15 protein-coding genes are annotated in these 17,246 nt (G+C 62.1%); 8 read left to right on the top strand and 7 right to left on the bottom strand.

The features are described 5' to 3' along the window. Window positions 1-112: 112 nt before the first annotated feature. Both NKH05_RS12165 and NKH05_RS12160 read right to left on the bottom strand, forming a co-directional pair. Window positions 113-1,726, bottom strand: a complete 1,614-nt coding sequence (locus NKH05_RS12165) for a DHA2 family efflux MFS transporter permease subunit (protein ID WP_352856792.1) — start codon at window positions 1,724-1,726, stop codon at window positions 113-115. Further along, complete coding sequence (locus NKH05_RS12160; RefSeq protein WP_352481994.1) at window positions 1,723-2,898, bottom strand: HlyD family secretion protein; 1,176 nt, start codon at window positions 2,896-2,898, stop codon at window positions 1,723-1,725. The genes NKH05_RS12165 and NKH05_RS12160 overlap by 4 nt, the downstream gene beginning before the upstream one ends. A gap of 272 nt (window positions 2,899-3,170) precedes the next feature. On the opposite strand from NKH05_RS12160, the gene NKH05_RS12155 reads away from it, so the two are divergent. Continuing rightward, a complete protein-coding gene (locus tag NKH05_RS12155; protein ID WP_023720256.1) occupies window positions 3,171-3,602 on the top strand; it encodes a hypothetical protein in 432 nt (143 codons plus the stop codon). Window positions 3,603-3,955: 353 nt separating this feature from the next. Here NKH05_RS12155 and NKH05_RS12150 read toward each other — a convergent pair whose 3' ends face one another. The 3 genes from NKH05_RS12150 to NKH05_RS12140 all read right to left on the bottom strand — a co-directional run bounded on the left by NKH05_RS12150 (window position 3,956) and on the right by NKH05_RS12140 (window position 6,459). Continuing rightward, complete coding sequence (locus NKH05_RS12150; protein ID WP_023720257.1) at window positions 3,956-5,146, bottom strand: NADH-quinone oxidoreductase subunit D; 1,191 nt, start codon at window positions 5,144-5,146, stop codon at window positions 3,956-3,958. A gap of 67 nt (window positions 5,147-5,213) precedes the next feature. Further along, a complete protein-coding gene (locus NKH05_RS12145) occupies window positions 5,214-5,639 on the bottom strand; it encodes a hypothetical protein (protein ID WP_023720258.1) in 426 nt (141 codons plus the stop codon). 145 nt (window positions 5,640-5,784) lie between these two features. Next, the gene (locus tag NKH05_RS12140) at window positions 5,785-6,459 is read right to left on the bottom strand and encodes a DUF2161 domain-containing phosphodiesterase (RefSeq protein WP_352494791.1); all 675 of its coding nucleotides are present in this window, start codon (window positions 6,457-6,459) and stop codon (window positions 5,785-5,787) included. 363 nt (window positions 6,460-6,822) lie between these two features. Between NKH05_RS12140 and NKH05_RS12135 the strand changes: the two genes are divergently transcribed. The 7 genes from NKH05_RS12135 to apnL all read left to right on the top strand — a co-directional run bounded on the left by NKH05_RS12135 (window position 6,823) and on the right by apnL (window position 15,167). Continuing rightward, the gene (locus tag NKH05_RS12135) at window positions 6,823-7,650 is read left to right on the top strand and encodes a phosphogluconate dehydrogenase C-terminal domain-containing protein (RefSeq protein WP_023720261.1); all 828 of its coding nucleotides are present in this window, start codon (window positions 6,823-6,825) and stop codon (window positions 7,648-7,650) included. A gap of 266 nt (window positions 7,651-7,916) precedes the next feature. Beyond that, window positions 7,917-8,858 (top strand): D-ribose ABC transporter substrate-binding protein, encoded by a 942-nt coding sequence (locus NKH05_RS12130; RefSeq protein ID WP_023675475.1) that lies wholly within the window; start codon window positions 7,917-7,919, stop codon window positions 8,856-8,858. A gap of 113 nt (window positions 8,859-8,971) precedes the next feature. Continuing rightward, window positions 8,972-9,625, top strand: coding sequence for a DUF2291 family protein (locus tag NKH05_RS12125; protein ID WP_352918270.1), 654 nt, complete (start codon window positions 8,972-8,974; stop codon window positions 9,623-9,625). Continuing rightward, the gene (locus tag NKH05_RS12120; RefSeq protein ID WP_352494746.1) at window positions 9,622-11,166 is read left to right on the top strand and encodes a sugar ABC transporter ATP-binding protein; all 1,545 of its coding nucleotides are present in this window, start codon (window positions 9,622-9,624) and stop codon (window positions 11,164-11,166) included. Before NKH05_RS12125 ends, NKH05_RS12120 begins: the two co-directional genes overlap by 4 nt. After that, window positions 11,163-12,227, top strand: coding sequence for an ABC transporter permease (locus NKH05_RS12115; RefSeq protein ID WP_353025446.1), 1,065 nt, complete (start codon window positions 11,163-11,165; stop codon window positions 12,225-12,227). The genes NKH05_RS12120 and NKH05_RS12115 overlap by 4 nt, the downstream gene beginning before the upstream one ends. Window position 12,228: 1 nt before the next feature. After that, a complete protein-coding gene (locus NKH05_RS12110) occupies window positions 12,229-13,263 on the top strand; it encodes a Gfo/Idh/MocA family protein (protein ID WP_353025445.1) in 1,035 nt (344 codons plus the stop codon). Beyond that, window positions 13,260-15,167, top strand: a complete 1,908-nt coding sequence (gene apnL / locus NKH05_RS12105; RefSeq protein ID WP_353025444.1) for a D-apionate lactonase — start codon at window positions 13,260-13,262, stop codon at window positions 15,165-15,167. Before NKH05_RS12110 ends, apnL begins: the two co-directional genes overlap by 4 nt. A gap of 77 nt (window positions 15,168-15,244) precedes the next feature. Here the strand turns inward: apnL and NKH05_RS12100 are convergent, their stop codons facing one another. Next, window positions 15,245-16,213, bottom strand: a complete 969-nt coding sequence (locus NKH05_RS12100; RefSeq protein ID WP_352506275.1) for a GlxA family transcriptional regulator — start codon at window positions 16,211-16,213, stop codon at window positions 15,245-15,247. Between the two features lie 308 nt (window positions 16,214-16,521). Beyond that, on the bottom strand, window positions 16,522-17,235 hold the full coding sequence (locus NKH05_RS12095; protein ID WP_023720267.1) for a transcriptional regulator NanR: 714 nt from the start codon (window positions 17,233-17,235) through the stop codon (window positions 16,522-16,524). Window positions 17,236-17,246 lie beyond the last annotated feature (11 nt).

Below are 17,246 nucleotides of genomic sequence, written 5' to 3'. Positions count from 1 at the left end.
GGGTGTGGGAATAGTGGCCATCGTGATCATCTCCTCTTGGCGCAGAACAACGCAATGGGTCAGCTGGTTCCCGGCTTCCTCGTTTTTGGAACCACACCGTCGCGCCTGCGGGTCAGCCCATCTCCGGATTCTCGTGTCTGCTGCCCGACTTGCCTGACCGCAGCAGCAGGGCAAGCGGAACGAGCAGGGCGGTTGCCACCGCGCAATAGCGGAAGACATCGACGTAGGCGAGCAGCGTGGCCTGGCGGGCGATCAACTGGCCGAGCCAGCCGATCGCCTGCTGCTTCGCCTGGACCAGCGGCGAACCCTGGGCGACGAAATGCTCGGTCGCCTGCCGAAGCACCTGCTGATAGGCGGGCGACGATTGCACGGTGTGGCCAACCAGATTCGATTGATGGATCTGGGAGCTTTGCGCAATGACGGTGTTGGACAGCGAGACGCCGATGCTGCCGCCGATATTGCGTGCAACGTTGATCAGCGCCGATGCCTGGTTGGTCTGTTGCGGGGGCAGGCCGACATAGGCCGCGGTCGAGATGGGAATGAACAGGAACGGCAGCCCGACCATCAGGAAGACACGGGCAAAGGCAAAGAAGCGGAAGCTGGCGTCCGGGGTAAGCGAGGTCATGTGCCAAAGCGCGACTGCGACCACCGACATGCCCACCATGATCAGGTATTTGGGCTGCACGATGCTGCCTACAAATCCGGACACCGGCATCAAGATCAGCATGGCGATGCCGCCCGGCATCATCGAAAGGCCCGACAGCGTCGCGGTGTAGGCAAATGTCGTCTGCTGCAGCTGCGGCACGATCTGGGTGGTGCTGAACAGGATAGCACCGACCGCCATCATAACCAGGAAGGCCGTGCCGAACTGGCGCGTGAACAATAGGCGCATGTCGACGACCGGATCGCTGTGACTGATTTCCCATGGGATAAGCAGCAGAAACGCGATCGCGGAAATCACTGCGAAAGTCGTGATGAAATCCGAGGCGAACCAATCGTAGCGCTGGCCCCGGTCGAGGAAGATCTCCAGGCACCCCAATGCGGTGGCCACCAGGACGAACCCGACCCCGTCGATCTTCAGGCCACCTTTCAGCCGTTCCTTGCGTTCGCGTTCGAGTACGTCCGGTTCGACCAACAGCCATTGCACCAGTGCCAGCGAAAGGATGCCGAACGGCACGTTGATGAAGAAGATCCAGTGCCAGGAGAAATGGTCCGTCAGCCAGCCGCCGATCGTCGGCCCGACCGTTGGTGCGACGATGACGGCAATGCCGTAAAGCGCGAAGGCTTGCGAGCGCTTTTCCGGCGGAAAGGTATCGGCCAGGATCGATTGTTCGCTTGGCGCCATGCCGCCGCCGCCGAGGCCCTGAAGGATCCTGAACAGGATGAGCAGTTCCAGGTTGGGCGCCAGTCCGCACAGCAGCGACGCGACGGTGAAGGTCGCCACGCAAAGCATGTAGTAGCGCTTGCGGCCGATGACGCTTGCCAGCCAGCCGCTGACCGGGATGATCACCGAGTTGGCCACAAGATAGGTGGTAATGACCCAGGTGCTTTCGTCCATTCCGGCCGCCAGGCTGCCGGCGATGTTGCGCAGGGCGACATTGGCGATCGAGGTGTCCAGCACCAGCATGAACGTGGCGATGGAAACGACAATGGCGATGAGCCAGGGATTGTGCGTCCCGGCGGCGGATCGGCTTTCGCCCTGATTTCTGGCTGCTTCGCCGTTCATCGCACCTTGACCGTCGGCACCACCGACAGCCCTGGGCCGAGAAGCACATCCGGCGGCTTGTCGAAGACGATCTTGACCGGCACGCGCTGCACCACCTTGACGTAGTTGCCGGTGGCATTTTCAGCCGGCAGGAGGCTGAAGGCGGTGCCGCTGCCGGCCTGGATGCTGTCGACGCGGCCATGGAAGGACTTGTCCGGGTACGCGTCGATATCGATGTCGACCGGTTGTCCCTGCCGCATCAGGTCGAGCTGCGTCTCCTTGAAATTGGCCCTCACCCAGACCTCGTCGGGAACGAACATCATCAATACCTGGCCGGGTTGGGCGTAGGTGCCGTCAGCGGCCGAAATGCTCGTTGCCCGCCCGGCTGCGGGTGCTGTGATGGTCGTGCGCGACAGCGTCGTGCGTGCTTGCTCCTGGCTGGCTTTGGCCTGTTCGAGCTGCGCCTCGGCGCTCCTGGCTTGTGCCTGCAAGACCGAAACCTGGCTTTTTGCTGAGGCGACATTGGCCTCGGCACTGTCCAGCGCGGCCTGATCCTGACGCAGCGTCGATGCCGCTTGCTGCGCCTGCTGCTGCGTTGCCGTGCCCTTGGCCAGGAGTTCGCGATTGCGTTGATCCTCTGCCTTGGCGAAATCCAGCGCTGCCTTGGCCTGTGCAACCTGCCTCTGGGCAGCGTTCACCTTTGCGTTTTGAGCCTCGATCTGAGCGGTGACATTGACGATTTCGGCTTCGGCCGCGGCGACGCCGGCATCGGCCTGCTTCAGATTTGCCTGATAGTCGCTGTCGTCGATGCGCAGGAGGACATCACCTGCCTGCACGTGCTGATTGTCGCTAACCGCCAGCTCGGTAATGCGGCCGGCGATTTGGGCGCCGATCGTCACCGTGCGGGCGTCGATGAAGGCGTCGTCGGTCGATTCGTACTGGCGAGCGTTCAGCCACCAGATCACGACGCCTGCCGCGACGAGCAACAGCGCAAGCGCAACCGCCGCCGTCGCATAGGGATGGCGCTTGGGAAAGCCGAGCAGACCGGCCTTTCGTTGCGAGGCATCCCCGTCGGGCTTTTCCTGCCGCGGCTCTGCCGATCGCTCACGAGATTCTCGAACCCGGGCCGGTTGCTCCCGAGTTTCATTTACAGGCTCGACGTCTTGTTCGACGCTTTGAGGCTTCGTGTCCAACGGAATGGCTTTCAAGACTGATATTGCAGCCGCCGGGGCGGACGCAAAGCCAAACCGCGAGCTTCCGCAAAAGTTCCTGCCCGGAATGGGTTCGGTTAACGGGGCGACGTCGAACCCACTGAGCGGCGCCGGCGCGTTGGAACCGAGCGCCGCTTCACCGGGCAGGTGATCCGTACGCCTGATGTTGCGGTGATCCGGCCTTGTCAGCGCTCCACGGCGCGATAATTGCTCATATAGGCGTGGGCGAATTCACCTGTCGACAGGAGCCGACCATGAAACATCAAACACTCGACCAACTGCATGCCGTCGCGGAAGTTGAGTCCTTCGCGGCGTATCCGGCGATGAGCCGAAACCAGCGGATTGAACGTTGGGCAGAACTTCTCGAGCAAAACCCGACGCGATGCCTTGGGGCGCTTCCAGGCACCGAATATATGAACAGGGAAGCGCGCGACAGATCGCGTGGCGCTGGGACGCCGCTCACTGTCGCTTTCGAGGATCCGGTTCTGCGTGCCATGGGCTTGAACGACGATACCTATGGTGAGGCAAAGCGCTTCTTCGAACTGAGCGACCGGCAGTTGCACCAAATCGTTTGCCATTGCCACGTTGGCGCCACGATGCAAGCGCGATGGGCCGCTGCCAGGGTGCGCGGGATAGTTCGCGGCAACAGATTTGTTGCCTGGATGAAGGGCTTGATCGTGCATTGACGCGATACGAGGAACGGCGGAACACGCGTTCTTTCCGCGCTGTGGAGAGCGCTTCCGAACTTGGAAGGACTCGTGCCCCGTCAGGCCGCGCAGATTGTGAAACTCCTTGACGCTTGGCTGCGCCTTGTCGCGGCCATGCGTCCGTCTTTGATGTGAGAATTTGAGTTGGCCCGCCGCAATTGAGAGCCCTCGTCCGACGGGCGTTCGAGCGCCGTCCAGGCAGGTGAGATCTGGCTAAGGACGAACAATCCCGCGATCGTGGAAGATCCTTCGACCTGGTGAGCGGTCGATCTCTCCAAACACCCTTCGATCCGCTCTAGCGATCGATCTCTCCAAACACCCTTCGATCCGCCCTAGCGGTCGATCTCTCCAAACACAATGTCGAGCGAGCCGATGATCGCGGCAACATCGGCGATCATATGGCCTCGGGACAGGAAATCCATCGCCTGCAGGTGGGCGAAGGAAGGTGCGCGGATCTTGCATCGGTAGGGAATGTTGCCTCCGTCCGATACGAGGTAGACGCCGAACTCGCCCTTCGGCGCCTCGACGGCGGCATAGACTTCACCGCGCGGCACGCGAATGCCTTCTGTATAAAGTTTGAAGTGGTGGATCGTCGCTTCCATCGAGCGCTTCATCGTGGCACGCGGCGGCGGCGTGATCTTGCGGTTCGGGATCGCGACCGGCCCCTGGCCTTCGGGTGAGCGCAACTTTTCCAGACATTGCCGCATGATCCGGACCGACTGGCGCATTTCCTCCATGCGTACGAGATAGCGGTCGTAGCAGTCTCCATGCTTGCCGACCGGGATATCGAAATCCATCTCCGGATAGCATTCGTATGGCTGCGCCTTGCGCAGATCCCAGGAGGCGCCCGATCCGCGCACCATCACGCCGGAGAAGGCCCAGGCCCAGGCATCGTCAAGGCCGATCACGCCGACATCGACATTGCGCTGCTTGAAAATGCGGTTTTCGGTCAACAGCCCTTCGAGATTGTCGCAGACCTTGAGAAACGGATCGCAGAAATTCCAGATGTCGTCGAGGAGCTCCGGCGGCAGATCCTGATGCACGCCGCCGACCCTGAAATAATTCGCGTGCATGCGGGCGCCGGACGCGCGCTCGTAAAAGACCATCAGCTTCTCGCGTTCGGCGAAACCCCAGAGCGGCGGCGTCAGCGCGCCGATGTCCATGGCTTGGGTGGTGACGTTGAGGAGGTGCGACAGAAGCCGGCCTATTTCGCAGAAAAGCACGCGAATGAGTTGCCCACGCTTCGGAACCGATATTTCAAGGAGCTTCTCGGCGGCGAGACAGAATGCGTGCTCCTGGTTCATCGGCGCGACGTAGTCGAGCCGGTCGAAATAGGGCAGGGCCTGCAGGTAGTTCTTGTACTCGATGAGCTTTTCGGTGCCGCGATGCAGCAGGCCGATGTGGGGATCGGCGCGTTCCACGATCTCGCCGTCGAGTTCGAGCACCAGCCGCAGGACGCCGTGAGCGGAGGGATGTTGTGGCCCGAAATTGATGGTGAAGTTGCGAACTGCAGCCTCGGCCATGACAGTCCTCCGCGATCCAGGCGGGCTTCGGTTCCATGCCGGAACCGGCTTGTCCGCTTTCAGCCGCTCACGTCGTCGTCTGGATGATCAGCGTCAGCGTGCCGTCGCCGTCGATATTGGCGGCCACGACCTGCGTGGAATTAAGCCCGTTCGCCGCCAGTGCCGATGCCGCCTGCGGCGATGCGTCGATCGAACTTTGCAGGATACGCAAATCCTCGGCGCTGGTCTGGGTGACGACGGCCTCCGCCTGTGCCTTGATGTCAGGAGGCAGATCCTCCATCGCCACGATTGTCACTGCGGTGAAATTCTGGGCGGAGAAGGCTTGGTCAGGTGTAGCCTGGTCGGGAGTGGCCCCTTCGGGCGTGGCTTGCTCTGGCAGGGTTTGCGGGGCCGTCGGCGGGACAGGGGCAAGCTCTGGTCCCACGGATTGCGCATAGACCGGCGAGGCAAGAGCCAGTGCCGAGAGTGTGGCAATTGTCGTCGATAGCCGCATGGCCTTTCCTTCCGTTTTGCTCAGGGACGATCAATTCGGTGACGACACAACCCTCGTGTCGAAATATGGTTCCGTCACGGAGGTTGCAGTCTTGCCGAAGCCGTGATTGTCGCGGAAGCGAGCGCGAAATCCGGCGTTGCCTGTCTCAGCCAGCGGTGTGGCTGCGATGGGGCTGCGGCCAGCGCTGCAATGCTTCACGGCCCTGAGTGGTCAGTTCGTAGATCCCGCGATCGGTGCGCGCGAACCAGCGATACACGTTGTGCAGCAGGATTTTGGGCGCGTTCGGCAGGTTGGGCTTCAAGTCACGCGGCCGCTTTGGGCCGTCCGCGAGTGCTGCGGCGCATGCCAGGGCCTGCTGGCGATAGGCGGTCATGATCGGCGCACGCGAGCCGCCGCCGGCGACAGGATCGCCCTGCCGACGCCGATGTTCGTCGATTAGTTTCGAGCGGCGCCGGGAATCCCTACGCGGAGCCAATGCCGTCGGGCTGAGCAGCACCTGAACCTCGCCGTTCGTCCGCACGCCAAGCAGGCCAAAGCCGAGGCGACGGCAGAGATTGCGATACCTCACATCGCTCTCACGGCCTTTGCCACGGCCCGACATGCATGCTGCGAGCCAGACCTCGTCGCTCACCGCCATACGGTCGACGCCCTGAAGGACCAGCTCGAGATTGAACTTCAGCTTTAGCTCGCAGATGACGACGATCGGTGGAGAGTCGGCACTCAGCGCCAGCAGATCGCAGCCGCCGATCTCGCCCTTGACCATGAATCCCAGGCCTTCGAGGAAGGTCTTGACCGGGCTGTAGAGTGAAGTCTCGAGCATGGGCCTTTGTTCGCTGCGAATCATCCCGCCCGATTGGCAGTTCAGCGCGATGATCGCTCATTGCCATTGAACAGGAGGTAAACGACGGCCAAACCCAAGCGATTGCTGCGGCTCGCCGGTGGCGCAGAGCCGTGCCACGGCCGCTTGCCAATTTGGTATGCTGGTATAATATGTACCTGAGGTAGCATTGCCCCGCATAGCTGCGCTGTGCTGGACATCCGAGCGCCCGGGACATCGTCCAGGCATCGTCATTTGAGCGGCGGCTCCCCGCCTTTTCTAATCCGCCAGCCGGCGGCAATGTGCATACAAGTCAATGGGATGACGATCGGCAGGGCGGTCGTTGGAAATCAGGAGTAACGGACAATGACAACGATTGCGCTGTTTGGTGCTGGCGGCAAAATGGGTTACCGCCTGTCGACCAATTTTCGCGGATCTCCCTATACGGTACGCCATGTCGAGGTCGGCGACGCCGGCCGCGAGCGGCTGAAGTCGGGCCTCGGCATCGATGCCGTCAGCGCCGATGAGGCGCTTGATGGCGCTGATGTGGTGATCCTGGCGGTGCCGGATACGCATATCGGCAAGGTCGCGGCGAGCATCGAGAGCAAGCTTCCATCAGGCACGATGGTCGTCGTGCTCGACGCCGCGGCACCTTTCGCCGGGCATTTGCCGCAGCGACCTGACCTGACCTATTTCGTCACCCACCCGTGCCATCCGCCGATCTTCAACGACGAGACCGACATGGCGGCCAAGAAGGACTATTTCGGCGGCGTCAAGGCCAAGCAGCACATGGTCAGCGCCTTGATGCAGGGGCCGGAGGAAGATTTCGCCAAGGGTGAGGCGATCGCCAAGATCATCTGGGCCCCGGTCATGCGCTCGCATCGCGTCACTGTCGATCAAATGGCGCTGCTCGAGCCCGGCCTTTCGGAAACGGTATGCGCTTCGCTGCTCGTCGTCATGAAGGAGGCCGTCGACGAGGTGGTGGCGCGCGGGGTCGACAAGCAGGCGGCGCTCGACTTCCTGCTTGGCCATATGAACGTGCTTGGCGCCGTCATCTTCGGCGAGACCAAAGGCGTGTTCTCCGACGCCTGCAACAAGGCGATAGAGTTCGGCAAGCCGGTGCTGATGCGCGATGACTGGAAGCGGGTGTTCGAGCCGGAGGAGATTGCCGCGAGCATTCAGCGCATCACCTGAGGGCGCGACGCGTCTTCCGGAACATATCACCTGAAATTGTCATTGACTCATCATACCAGTTAGCTTAGCTGTTCGATGGCTCGGACCGTCAAGCTTCGCAGCAAGCTCAGGGCCTGGGACGAGTGGAGGATAGCGGGGAGACGATCGATCGAGGTGAAGCCGGCAAAGGGCTTGTGAACCTGACGCGATCCGCGATCCGCGCTGGCTAACGAATTGAATGCATATAGCCTTGGGATCAAGGCACGGGTTTTCAACGGGAGGAATACATGAAACTGACACGCAGAATGACGCTTGCGGCTTTCGCCGGCATGCTGGCGCTTGGCACGGCCGCACCCGCCTATGCGGCGGATCTGATCGCCATCATCACGCCCTCGCATGACAATCCGTTCTTCAAGGCGGAAGCTGTCGGCGCAGAGGCCAAGGCCAAGGAACTCGGCTACGAGGCGCTGGTGCTCGTCCATGACGACGACGCCAACAAGCAGTCCGAACTTATCGACACGGCGATCGGCCGCGGCGCCAAGGCAATCATCCTCGATAATGCCGGCGCCGACGCCACCGTTGCCGCCGTGCAGAAGGCCAAGGACGCAGGTGTTCCCTCATTCTTGATCGATCGCGAGATCAATGCCACCGGCGTTGCCGTCGCGCAGATCGTCTCCAACAACTATCAGGGCGCCCAGCTCGGCGCGCAGGAATTCGTCAAGCTGATGGGCGAGAAGGGTAATTTCGTCGAGCTCGTCGGCAAGGAATCCGACACCAATGCCGGCATCCGCTCCAAGGGTTACCACGACGTCATCGACGACTATCCAGACTTGAAGATGGTGGCGCAGCAGTCGGCCAATTGGAGCCAGACCGAGGCCTATTCAAAGATGGAGTCGATCCTCCAGGCCAATCCCGATATCAAGGGCGTGATCTCCGGCAACGACACCATGGCGATGGGCGCCTATGCGGCACTCGCCGCTGCCGGCCGCAAGGACGTCATAGTCGTCGGCTTCGACGGGTCGAACGACGTGCGCGACTCGATCACCTCCGGCGGCATCAAGGCGACAGTCCTGCAGCCGGCCTTCGCGCAGGCGCAGATGGCGGTCGAGCAGGCCAACGACTTCATCAAGAACAAGAAGTCTCCCGCCGAAGAAAAGCAGCTGATGGACTGCGTCCTGGTCAATGGCGACAATGCCGCCAAGCTCGAGACGTTCGCGCTCACCAACTGAGCCGGCGTAACATCAGGCAGCAAGGGACGAGCCTCCGGTTCGTCCCTTGCTTCCATTTCGCCCTTGCTTCCATTTCTCTGGGTGCTCCTGACCGCCATGCCGAACGAGCCGACATGTTCAACACGCTGACCCGGCCGATCTTTGTCGCGTTGTTCCTCGCAGCAATAGTCAGCCTGACCGCCTGCAAGATCTTGCCGACGCCGTCGGCGGAAAACGGCGGCACTGGCTCCGCGTTCAATCCCGACAAGTTGGTCGAGGACATCTGGGCGACGAAGGTGATACCCTATCTGCAGCAGAAGGCCGGGCCGTTTCCCGAGGTGCATGCCTTGGCCAAGGCCGACCCCGCCGCTGCCGGCGCGAAATACGGCAACCCGAAGAAGCAGGCGAATTCGCCATGGACCTTCGCCGTTCGGCTCGAGGGCAAGGTCGTTGCAGCCAACACACAGTCACGGGCGGCGACGATGGACATCGATGCCGACGGCGACGGCAAGGCCGATGCGCGGGTGCAGATCGGCCCCGCCATGCGTGGAACCGCCCTGCGTGACAGCCTCGACTTCATCCAGTTCAACGATTTCACCAATCAGATCGACTTCGCCCAGTTCGGCAAGGCGTTCAACGCCTATGCCGACAAGACCGTGCTTTCCAAGCTGCCGCGCGAGACACTCGAGGGCCGCAGCGTCGAGGTACTTGGCGCCTATACGCCGGGCAGTGGCCAGGACCTGCCGCTGGTGACGCCGGCGGAGGCAGAGATCGGGCCGAAGCCATGAGCGGCGATCAAGATGTCATCCTGAAGCTGGAGGATGTCTCGAAGGTCTATTCCGGCACCGTCGCAGTCAAGCGGGCGAATTTCGAGGTGCGCAAGGGCGCGGTCAACGTGCTGGTCGGCGAAAACGGAGCCGGCAAATCGACGCTGATGAAGATCATCGCGGGCGTCGAGCAGCCGACACTCGGGCGCATTCTGCTGGACGGCGAGGAGGTTTCCTTCTCGTCATCCGGGGATGCGGTGAATCGCGGCATCGGCATGGTGTTCCAGGAGCTGAACCTGTTCGGCAATCTGACTGTCGCCGAAAATATTTTCGCCACCCGCGAGATCACCAACCGCTTCCGCAAGATCGACCGCAAAGAGCAGGAGCGCCGCGCGGCGGAGTTCCTTGAACGCCTGGAAGCCGGCATCCGGCCCGACATGCTGGTCGAGGATCTGCGCATCGGCCAGCAACAACTGGTCGAGATCGCCAAGGCGGTTTCGCTCGATGCGCGCATCCTGATCATGGATGAACCGACCTCGGCGCTCAGCGCGGCGGAAGTCGAGATCCTGTTCAAGGTGATTGCCGACCTCAAGGCGCGCGGCGTGGCAATCGTCTACATCTCGCATCGGCTCGAGGAACTGATCCGCATCGGCGACACCATCACCGTGCTGCGCGATGGGCGCATCACCGGCCAGGCGGAGATGAAAGACGTCGATACCCAGTGGATCGTGCGGCAGATGATCGGCTCCGACGCCAAGGACTTCGCCAAGGCCGACGGCCATGTTCCGGGCGAAGAGATATTCCGTGCCGAGGACATTTGCCTGCCGCGTGTCACCGGCGGGCTCGCGGTCGACCACGTCTCGCTGTCGCTGCGCGCCGGTGAAATCCTCGGCATCTACGGGCTGATGGGAGCCGGACGCAGCGAGCTGTTCGACTGCATCATGGGCCGTCACGGCCATTCGACCGGAACGATATTCATTGCCGGCAAAAAAGTGCACGAGCGGGACACGACGCGACGCATCCGCCGCGGCCTGGCGCTGATCCCCGAAGACCGCCAGCGCGAAGGGCTGGTGTCGACCCTCTCCGTCGCCAGCAATCTGACGCTGGCCAGCCTGTCGCGTTTCGTGCGCCTGTTCCACATTCGTGGTGCCGCCGAACGACAGGCGGTGGCCCAGACCGTGCGCGAATTGGCGATCAAGGTCGCCGATCCGGCGCAGGAAGTCTCGTCGCTATCGGGCGGCAACCAGCAGAAGGTGGTGATCGGCAAGGCGCTGCTCACCGGACCGAAGGTGCTGCTGATGGACGAGCCGAGCCGCGGCATCGACGTCGGCGCCAAGGCCGACGTGTTCCGCACCATGCGCAAGCTGTCGCGCGACGGCCTGGGGATCCTGTTTGCCACCTCGGATCTCGATGAGGTGATGGCGTTGTCAGACCGCATCGCGGTGATGAGCAATGGAAAATTGACTGGTACGTTCGACCGCGCCGAGGCGACAGAGGCCGCAATCGTCGCTGCCTCGGCGCTCGGCCACGGACCGGTCCCGCACGGAGAGCAAGGCGCATGACTGACATTCCAGCCAAGGCGGCGGTCACCTCCCTTTCGAGCGGCTCGGTCCTGCTGACGCTGATGAAGGCGAGGACGTTCATCGCGCTGATCGCCGTGCTGTTGTTCTTCTCGATAGCTGCCCCCAATTTCCTCTCGGCCGCCAATCTTATCCTGATGTCGAAGCACGTGGCGCTGAACGCATTCCTCGCAATGGGCATGACCTTTGTCATCATCACCGGCGGCATCGACCTGTCGGTCGGCTCGATCGTCGGCCTGTGCGGCATGGTGGCCCGCTATCTCGTGCTCAACGGCATCGACCTGCAGGTCGGCTATACCATCTATTTCAACGTCTTCGAGATCGCGCTGATCACGCTTGCCGTCGGCATATTGATCGGCGCCGTCAACGGCTTGCTGATCACCAGGCTTAACGTTGCGCCGTTCATCGCCACGCTCGGCGTGCTCTATGTCGCGCGCGGCCTGGCGCTGCTGTCGTCCGACGGGCGCACCTTCCCCAATCTCGTCGGCAAGCCGGAGCTTGGCACCACCGGATTCGGCTTTCTCGGCGCCGGCCGGTTGCTCGGCCTGCCCGTCGCGCTGTGGATTTTGCTCGTTGTTGCATTAGGGGCCGCCTATCTCGCCAAGTACACCCCGCTCGGCCGCCACATTTTCGCCGTTGGCGGCAACGAGCGGGCGGCGCGGATTTCGGGCGTCCGCGTCAACATGGTGAAGATGTTCGTCTACATGTTCTCCGGTTTCTGCGCGGCGATCGTCGGACTGATCATCTCGTCCGAACTGATGGCCTCGCATCCGGCGACCGGAGAGAGCTTCGAACTCAACGCCATTGCCGCGGCAGTGCTCGGCGGCACCTCGATGTCGGGCGGACGCGGCACCATTGGCGGCACCATTGTCGGCGCCTTCGTCATCGGCATTCTTTCGGACGGGCTGGTGATGATGGGGGTGAGCTCGTTCTGGCAGATGGTGATCAAGGGCCTCGTCATCATCGTCGCCGTCGTCGTCGACCAGGCACAGCGCCGGCTGCAGAGCCGGGTGACGCTGATGCAGATGGCAAAGGCCGGCTGACATGACGGAACTGCGGGGAGCGCTGATCGGCTGCGGCTTCTTCGCCGTCAACCAGATGCATGCCTGGCGCGACATAGAGGGTGCCTCGATCGCTGCCATCTGCGACCGCGATCCGGACCGGTTGAGGATCGTCGGCGACCAGTTCGGGGTCGCGCGGCGCTATACCGACGCGGCAGCACTGTTTGCCGGCGAAAGGTTGGATTTCGTCGACATCGCCACCACCGCGCCGAGCCACCGTCCCCTCGTCGAGATGGCGGCGCAGCACGGCGTGCCGGTAATCTGCCAAAAACCGTTCGCGCCGACGCTTGCCGACGCCAAGGCGATAGTGAAGGCATGCGCCGTCCCCGGTGTGCCGCTGATGGTGCACGAAAATTTTCGTTGGCAGTCGCCGATCCAGGCGGTGCGTGCCGTGCTCGACAGCGGCGACATCGGCACACCCTTCTTCGGACGGATCTCGTTTCGATCGGCTTACGACGTGTTTTCCGGCCAGCCCTATTTGGCGACGGGAAAGCGCTTCATTATCGAAGACCTCGGCATCCACATCCTCGACATCGCCCGCTTTCTGCTGGGCGACGTCTCGACGGTCACTGCGCGAACGGCGCGCGTCAACCCTGCCATTGCCGGCGAGGATGTTGCGACGATGCTCATGGACCACACGAGCGGCGCCACTTCGGTGGTCGACTGCAGCTACGCGAGCAAGCTCGCGACTGAGCCGTTTCCGCAGACGCTGATCGAAATCGACGGCAGCGACGGCACGATCCGGCTGGCGCAGGGCTACCGGCTCACCGTCACCGGCAGGAGCGGAACGGCTGTCAGCGACGTCTCGCCGCCGCTGCTGCCTTGGGCATCGCGGCCGTGGCACAACATCCAGGAAAGCGTCGTCGCCATTCAAAAGCATTGGGTCGATTGCTTGACCAACGGAACCGAGCCCGCGACCTCGGGCGCGGACAACCTCAAGACATTGGCGCTGGTCGAGGCGGCCTATGCCGGCGCCGCAAGCCGCGAACCGGTGCAACTCGACGCCTTGCTGAAATGACAGCCGACGCCTTCCTCCTTTACGGCACGCATGCGGTTGAAGTCGAACCGGTCAGGCTGCGCGCCGGTGCGCTGACGGCGGACTTCGTCAACGGCAATCTGCGCAACATTCGGCAGGGCGGCACCGAAGTTCTGCGCGCCATCGCCTATATCGTCAGAGATCGCGACTGGGGCACCTACGAGCCGGCGCTCACCAACCTTGCCATCGAGCAAGATGCCGAGGCATTTTCCGTCAGCTATTCGGCAAGTTGCCAGGCACCGGACGGCAGTCGACTCGGCTTCCGCGCGACCATCAAGAGCTCCGCCGATGGCCAGTTGGTCTTCGACGTGAGCGCTCGTCCCGACAGCGATTTCGAAACCAATCGCTGTGGCTTCTGCATCCTGCATCCGATTGCCGGCCTGGCCGGCAGCCCGGTCACGGTCGAGCATACCGACGGCAGCGTGGTCGCAACGCGGCTCCCAGAACTAATCGATCCCTGGCAGCCGTTCAAGGATCTGCGGGCGATCACCCATGAGGTCCGGGCGGGCGTCACCGCCGAATGCCGTATGGAAGGCGATGCCTTCGAGATGGAAGACCAGCGCAACTGGTCGGATGCCTCCTACAAGACCTATGTCCGGCCGCTCGCGCTGCCATGGCCCTACGTGCTGCCTGCCGGCAAGACCTTCCGCCAGACCATCAGCTTGCGGATAGAGGGTCGCGGGAAAGTGCCGGCTGCTGCGGCAAGCGCCGAACCAATTCGCGTCACGCTCGGCCAAGCCGGACCGGCGCTGCCGGATATCGGCGTGATCGTCTACCCGAATGAGGTCGAGGCGGCGCTGGGCAAGCTTTCGGCGCTGTCCGAGCTTGGTCCGCAGCAATTGATGTTCGACTATGACCCGACGCGTGGCCATGGACTCGACGCCTTGCGGGCTTACGCCCAGCTCGCCGCCGCCTATCCGGTCCGGACAACGCTCGAATGTGTCATTGCCGGCGACGGCGATCTCGACGCCGAGCTTTCAGGCGTCGCCGACAGGGTGCGGCAGGCCGGGCTCAAGCTTTCGGCCATTGCCCTCTCGCCCTCGGTCGACCGGCAGTCGACGCCACCGGGCAGCGCGTGGCCGCATTGCCCGCCGCTCGAGGACGTCTATGCCGCGACGCGGCGCGCCTTTCCCGACAGCCGCCTCGGCGGCGGCATGTTCAGCTATTTCACCGAACTCAATCGCAAGCGTGTGCCGGCCGACCCGCTCGATTTCGTCACGCATTGCACCTGCCCGATCGTGCACGCCGCCGACGATCTCAGCGTCATGCAATCGTTGGAGGCGCTGCCTTCCATCACAGCCTCGGTGAGGGCGATCTTCGGGCCAAAACCCTATCGGATCGGGCCGTCGACCATTGCCATGCGCCAGAACCCCTATGGCGGTGCGACCAAGGCCAATCCCGACAGTCAGCGCATTGCCATGGCCGACCGCGACCCTCGCCATACCGGGCTGTTCGGGGCCGCATGGACGATCGGCTATGCCGCGCGCGTTGCGCCGGCCGGGCTCGAAATGCTGACGCTCTGCAGCTTCACCGGACCATTCGGCGTATTGGCCTCGTCGGGCGAACCTGTCGAAGAAGGTACACCCCGGCCGATTTTCCACGCGGTGAAAGGACTTTGCGATCTGGCCGGCCATGCGCATGTGGCGGCGACAACGACCGATGAGAGGCGGGTGCTGGCACTTGCCGGCCGCTCCCAGACAGGCAAGATCATCGTCTGGCTGGCGAATCTTACCCCGGTCGACGTTCCGGTCGACGTTTCCGGGCTCGGCTCCGATCAGGGCCCTCTCAAGATTTGGGATGGACGAATGTCACGCCAGATTCCGCGCGATACGTCGGGCCGAGACCATCTTGTGATGACACCCTACGCAATCGTCAGGATCGGCTGAAGTCATTTGCCGAGGCTCATGGGCAGCCGCACTTCCGGAGCGGTTGCGTGTAGCCGCAGCACTCCGCTGCCGAGTTGTCACCGGATTTGCTTTCGAAACTCGCCCGGTGCCATTCCAGTTGTCTTGGAAAAAAGACGGCTGAACGAGGCGACGTCCTGATAACCCACCCGATAGCAAATTTCTGAAACGCTCAGTTTCGTTTCCTCAAGCATGGACCTTGCCAACTCCAGCCGCCTTTCCTGGATCCATTTTCCCGGCGTTGTCTGGAGTTCGTCGAAAAACCTGCGAGACAGGGTTCGCGAAGACATGCCCAATTCGGTTGCCAGAAATTTCAGATCGATTTCCGACATCTTGTCTTTCGAGAGCTCACGCAACTTGTCCTCGAATGGGCTGGCCCCGTTCGAAATTCCATCGAGGGAAAATTCGTAGGGACTCTGGAATGTGCGCGGCGGCGGGAGAACCAGAAGTTTTCGAATGATCCGCTCTTCCTTCGAGAAGCCCAGATCGATCAGCAAAGCCCTGGCGAGTTCGAGTCCGGAAAACCCGCCTCCGCATGTGTAGAGGCGGTCCTGGCGAATGAGGAGGCGGGAAGCGTCCCATCGCACTTGCGGAAACCGGCGGCTTGCCTCGGCTCTCAGCCACCAGGATATCGTCGCGCGTTTACCGTCCAATAATCCCGAATTGGCGAGCAGATAACACGCGCCGCAATGCGCTGCGATGATTGCGTCCTGCTGCTGCGCGAGCGCGATCAGCGGTTTTGAATGTTCACTCTCCTCGTCGAGCGAGCGCAGAAGCTCCGGAATCTCGACACCCGGCATGGCAATGAGAATCAGGACATCCATTTTCCGGGATGGTTGAGCCTTTGTCGGGAAGGAAATTCCGGTGCTTGATGCCGACGGCGCGCTCCTTGAAACGAACTCACAGGAGAGAACCTGCGAACGGCAGACGTCATTCACAAGCTGAAACATTTCCACGAGCGTCGAGACGACGGCTGAATAGAAATTCGACGGCAGCCAGATCACAACGTGGAGGCTCCTGACAGCCATTGCGGTACTCCAGTGTCGTTCTCGTGGATGGCAAGCTTAGCATAGTCTTTGCAAAAATTGCCAATTCCAGAACAAGCGCGAGGGGCTCCAGGAGGGCCTATGCGGGCTTGCTGACGAAAGCGGGCCGCGGAAATCCATGGCTGGGAAGATGCAAATGCTGAAATCGTTGAATGAAAACACGCGGCAAATACATCGGATTCAGAGGGCAACAGAAAACTGCGTCGGTCCGGGCTCAGGCTGATCTGTGGTCAGTCAGTAAGCCGAGAGCAAGCCGGCCGCTAGGCCGGTCGGGACCTTGCTCTTGGTTTTCAGCTGCCGGAGTTCATCACGTAAAGCGCACGCGAGCGTTCGAGGTGCTTGATCATCGCCTTCTCGGCGCCATCCGCATCCTTGGCTTCGATGCGTCCGATGATCTCTTCGTGCTCGGTCAGCGTGAACTTTTCCTTGCCGGTCCAGATCAGCATTTCGGTGTGGTATTCCTTTAGCCAGCCAAGCATTGCCTCGCTGACGGCGACATAGATCGGATTGCCGGATATTGCCGAGATCTGGGTGTGGAATTTCATGTCGGCGGATATGAAGGCTTCCGAGTCGCCACGATGGCTGCGCTGCTCTGCAACCGTTGCGCGCAACCGCTGCACGTCCTCGGCGGTTGCCTTCTCCGCGGCTTCCCTGACCATGCCGCGCTCGAAGAAGATACGCGCGTTCTTGAGGTGCTCCAGCGTGTCCTTCGACGACGACAGGATGATCTTGGCGGCGCCGTCGACCTGTTTGATGATCGACTTGGCGGTCAGCTGCAGCACTTTCGCCCGCTCGCCATGCGAGATCGCGACGAGGCCCATATTGCTCAACGCCTGCATTGCCTCGCGGATCGCCGGCCTGCCGACCTCGAAGCGCTCCATCAATTCGCGCTCCGATGGCATGTCGTCACCCGGCAGCAATTCGCCGCTGGTGATCAGGCGCTTCAGTCTCAAGAATACTTCGTCGGAAAGCTTGCGCCGGACGATCGGCTCCGAACGGTTCATCGTCGCGAATC

The sequence above is a fragment of the Mesorhizobium sp. M1399 genome (genome assembly GCF_040317735.1).
Taxonomy (GTDB): domain Bacteria; phylum Pseudomonadota; class Alphaproteobacteria; order Rhizobiales; family Rhizobiaceae; genus Mesorhizobium.
This window is presented reverse-complemented; position numbering and strand designations above follow the sequence as displayed.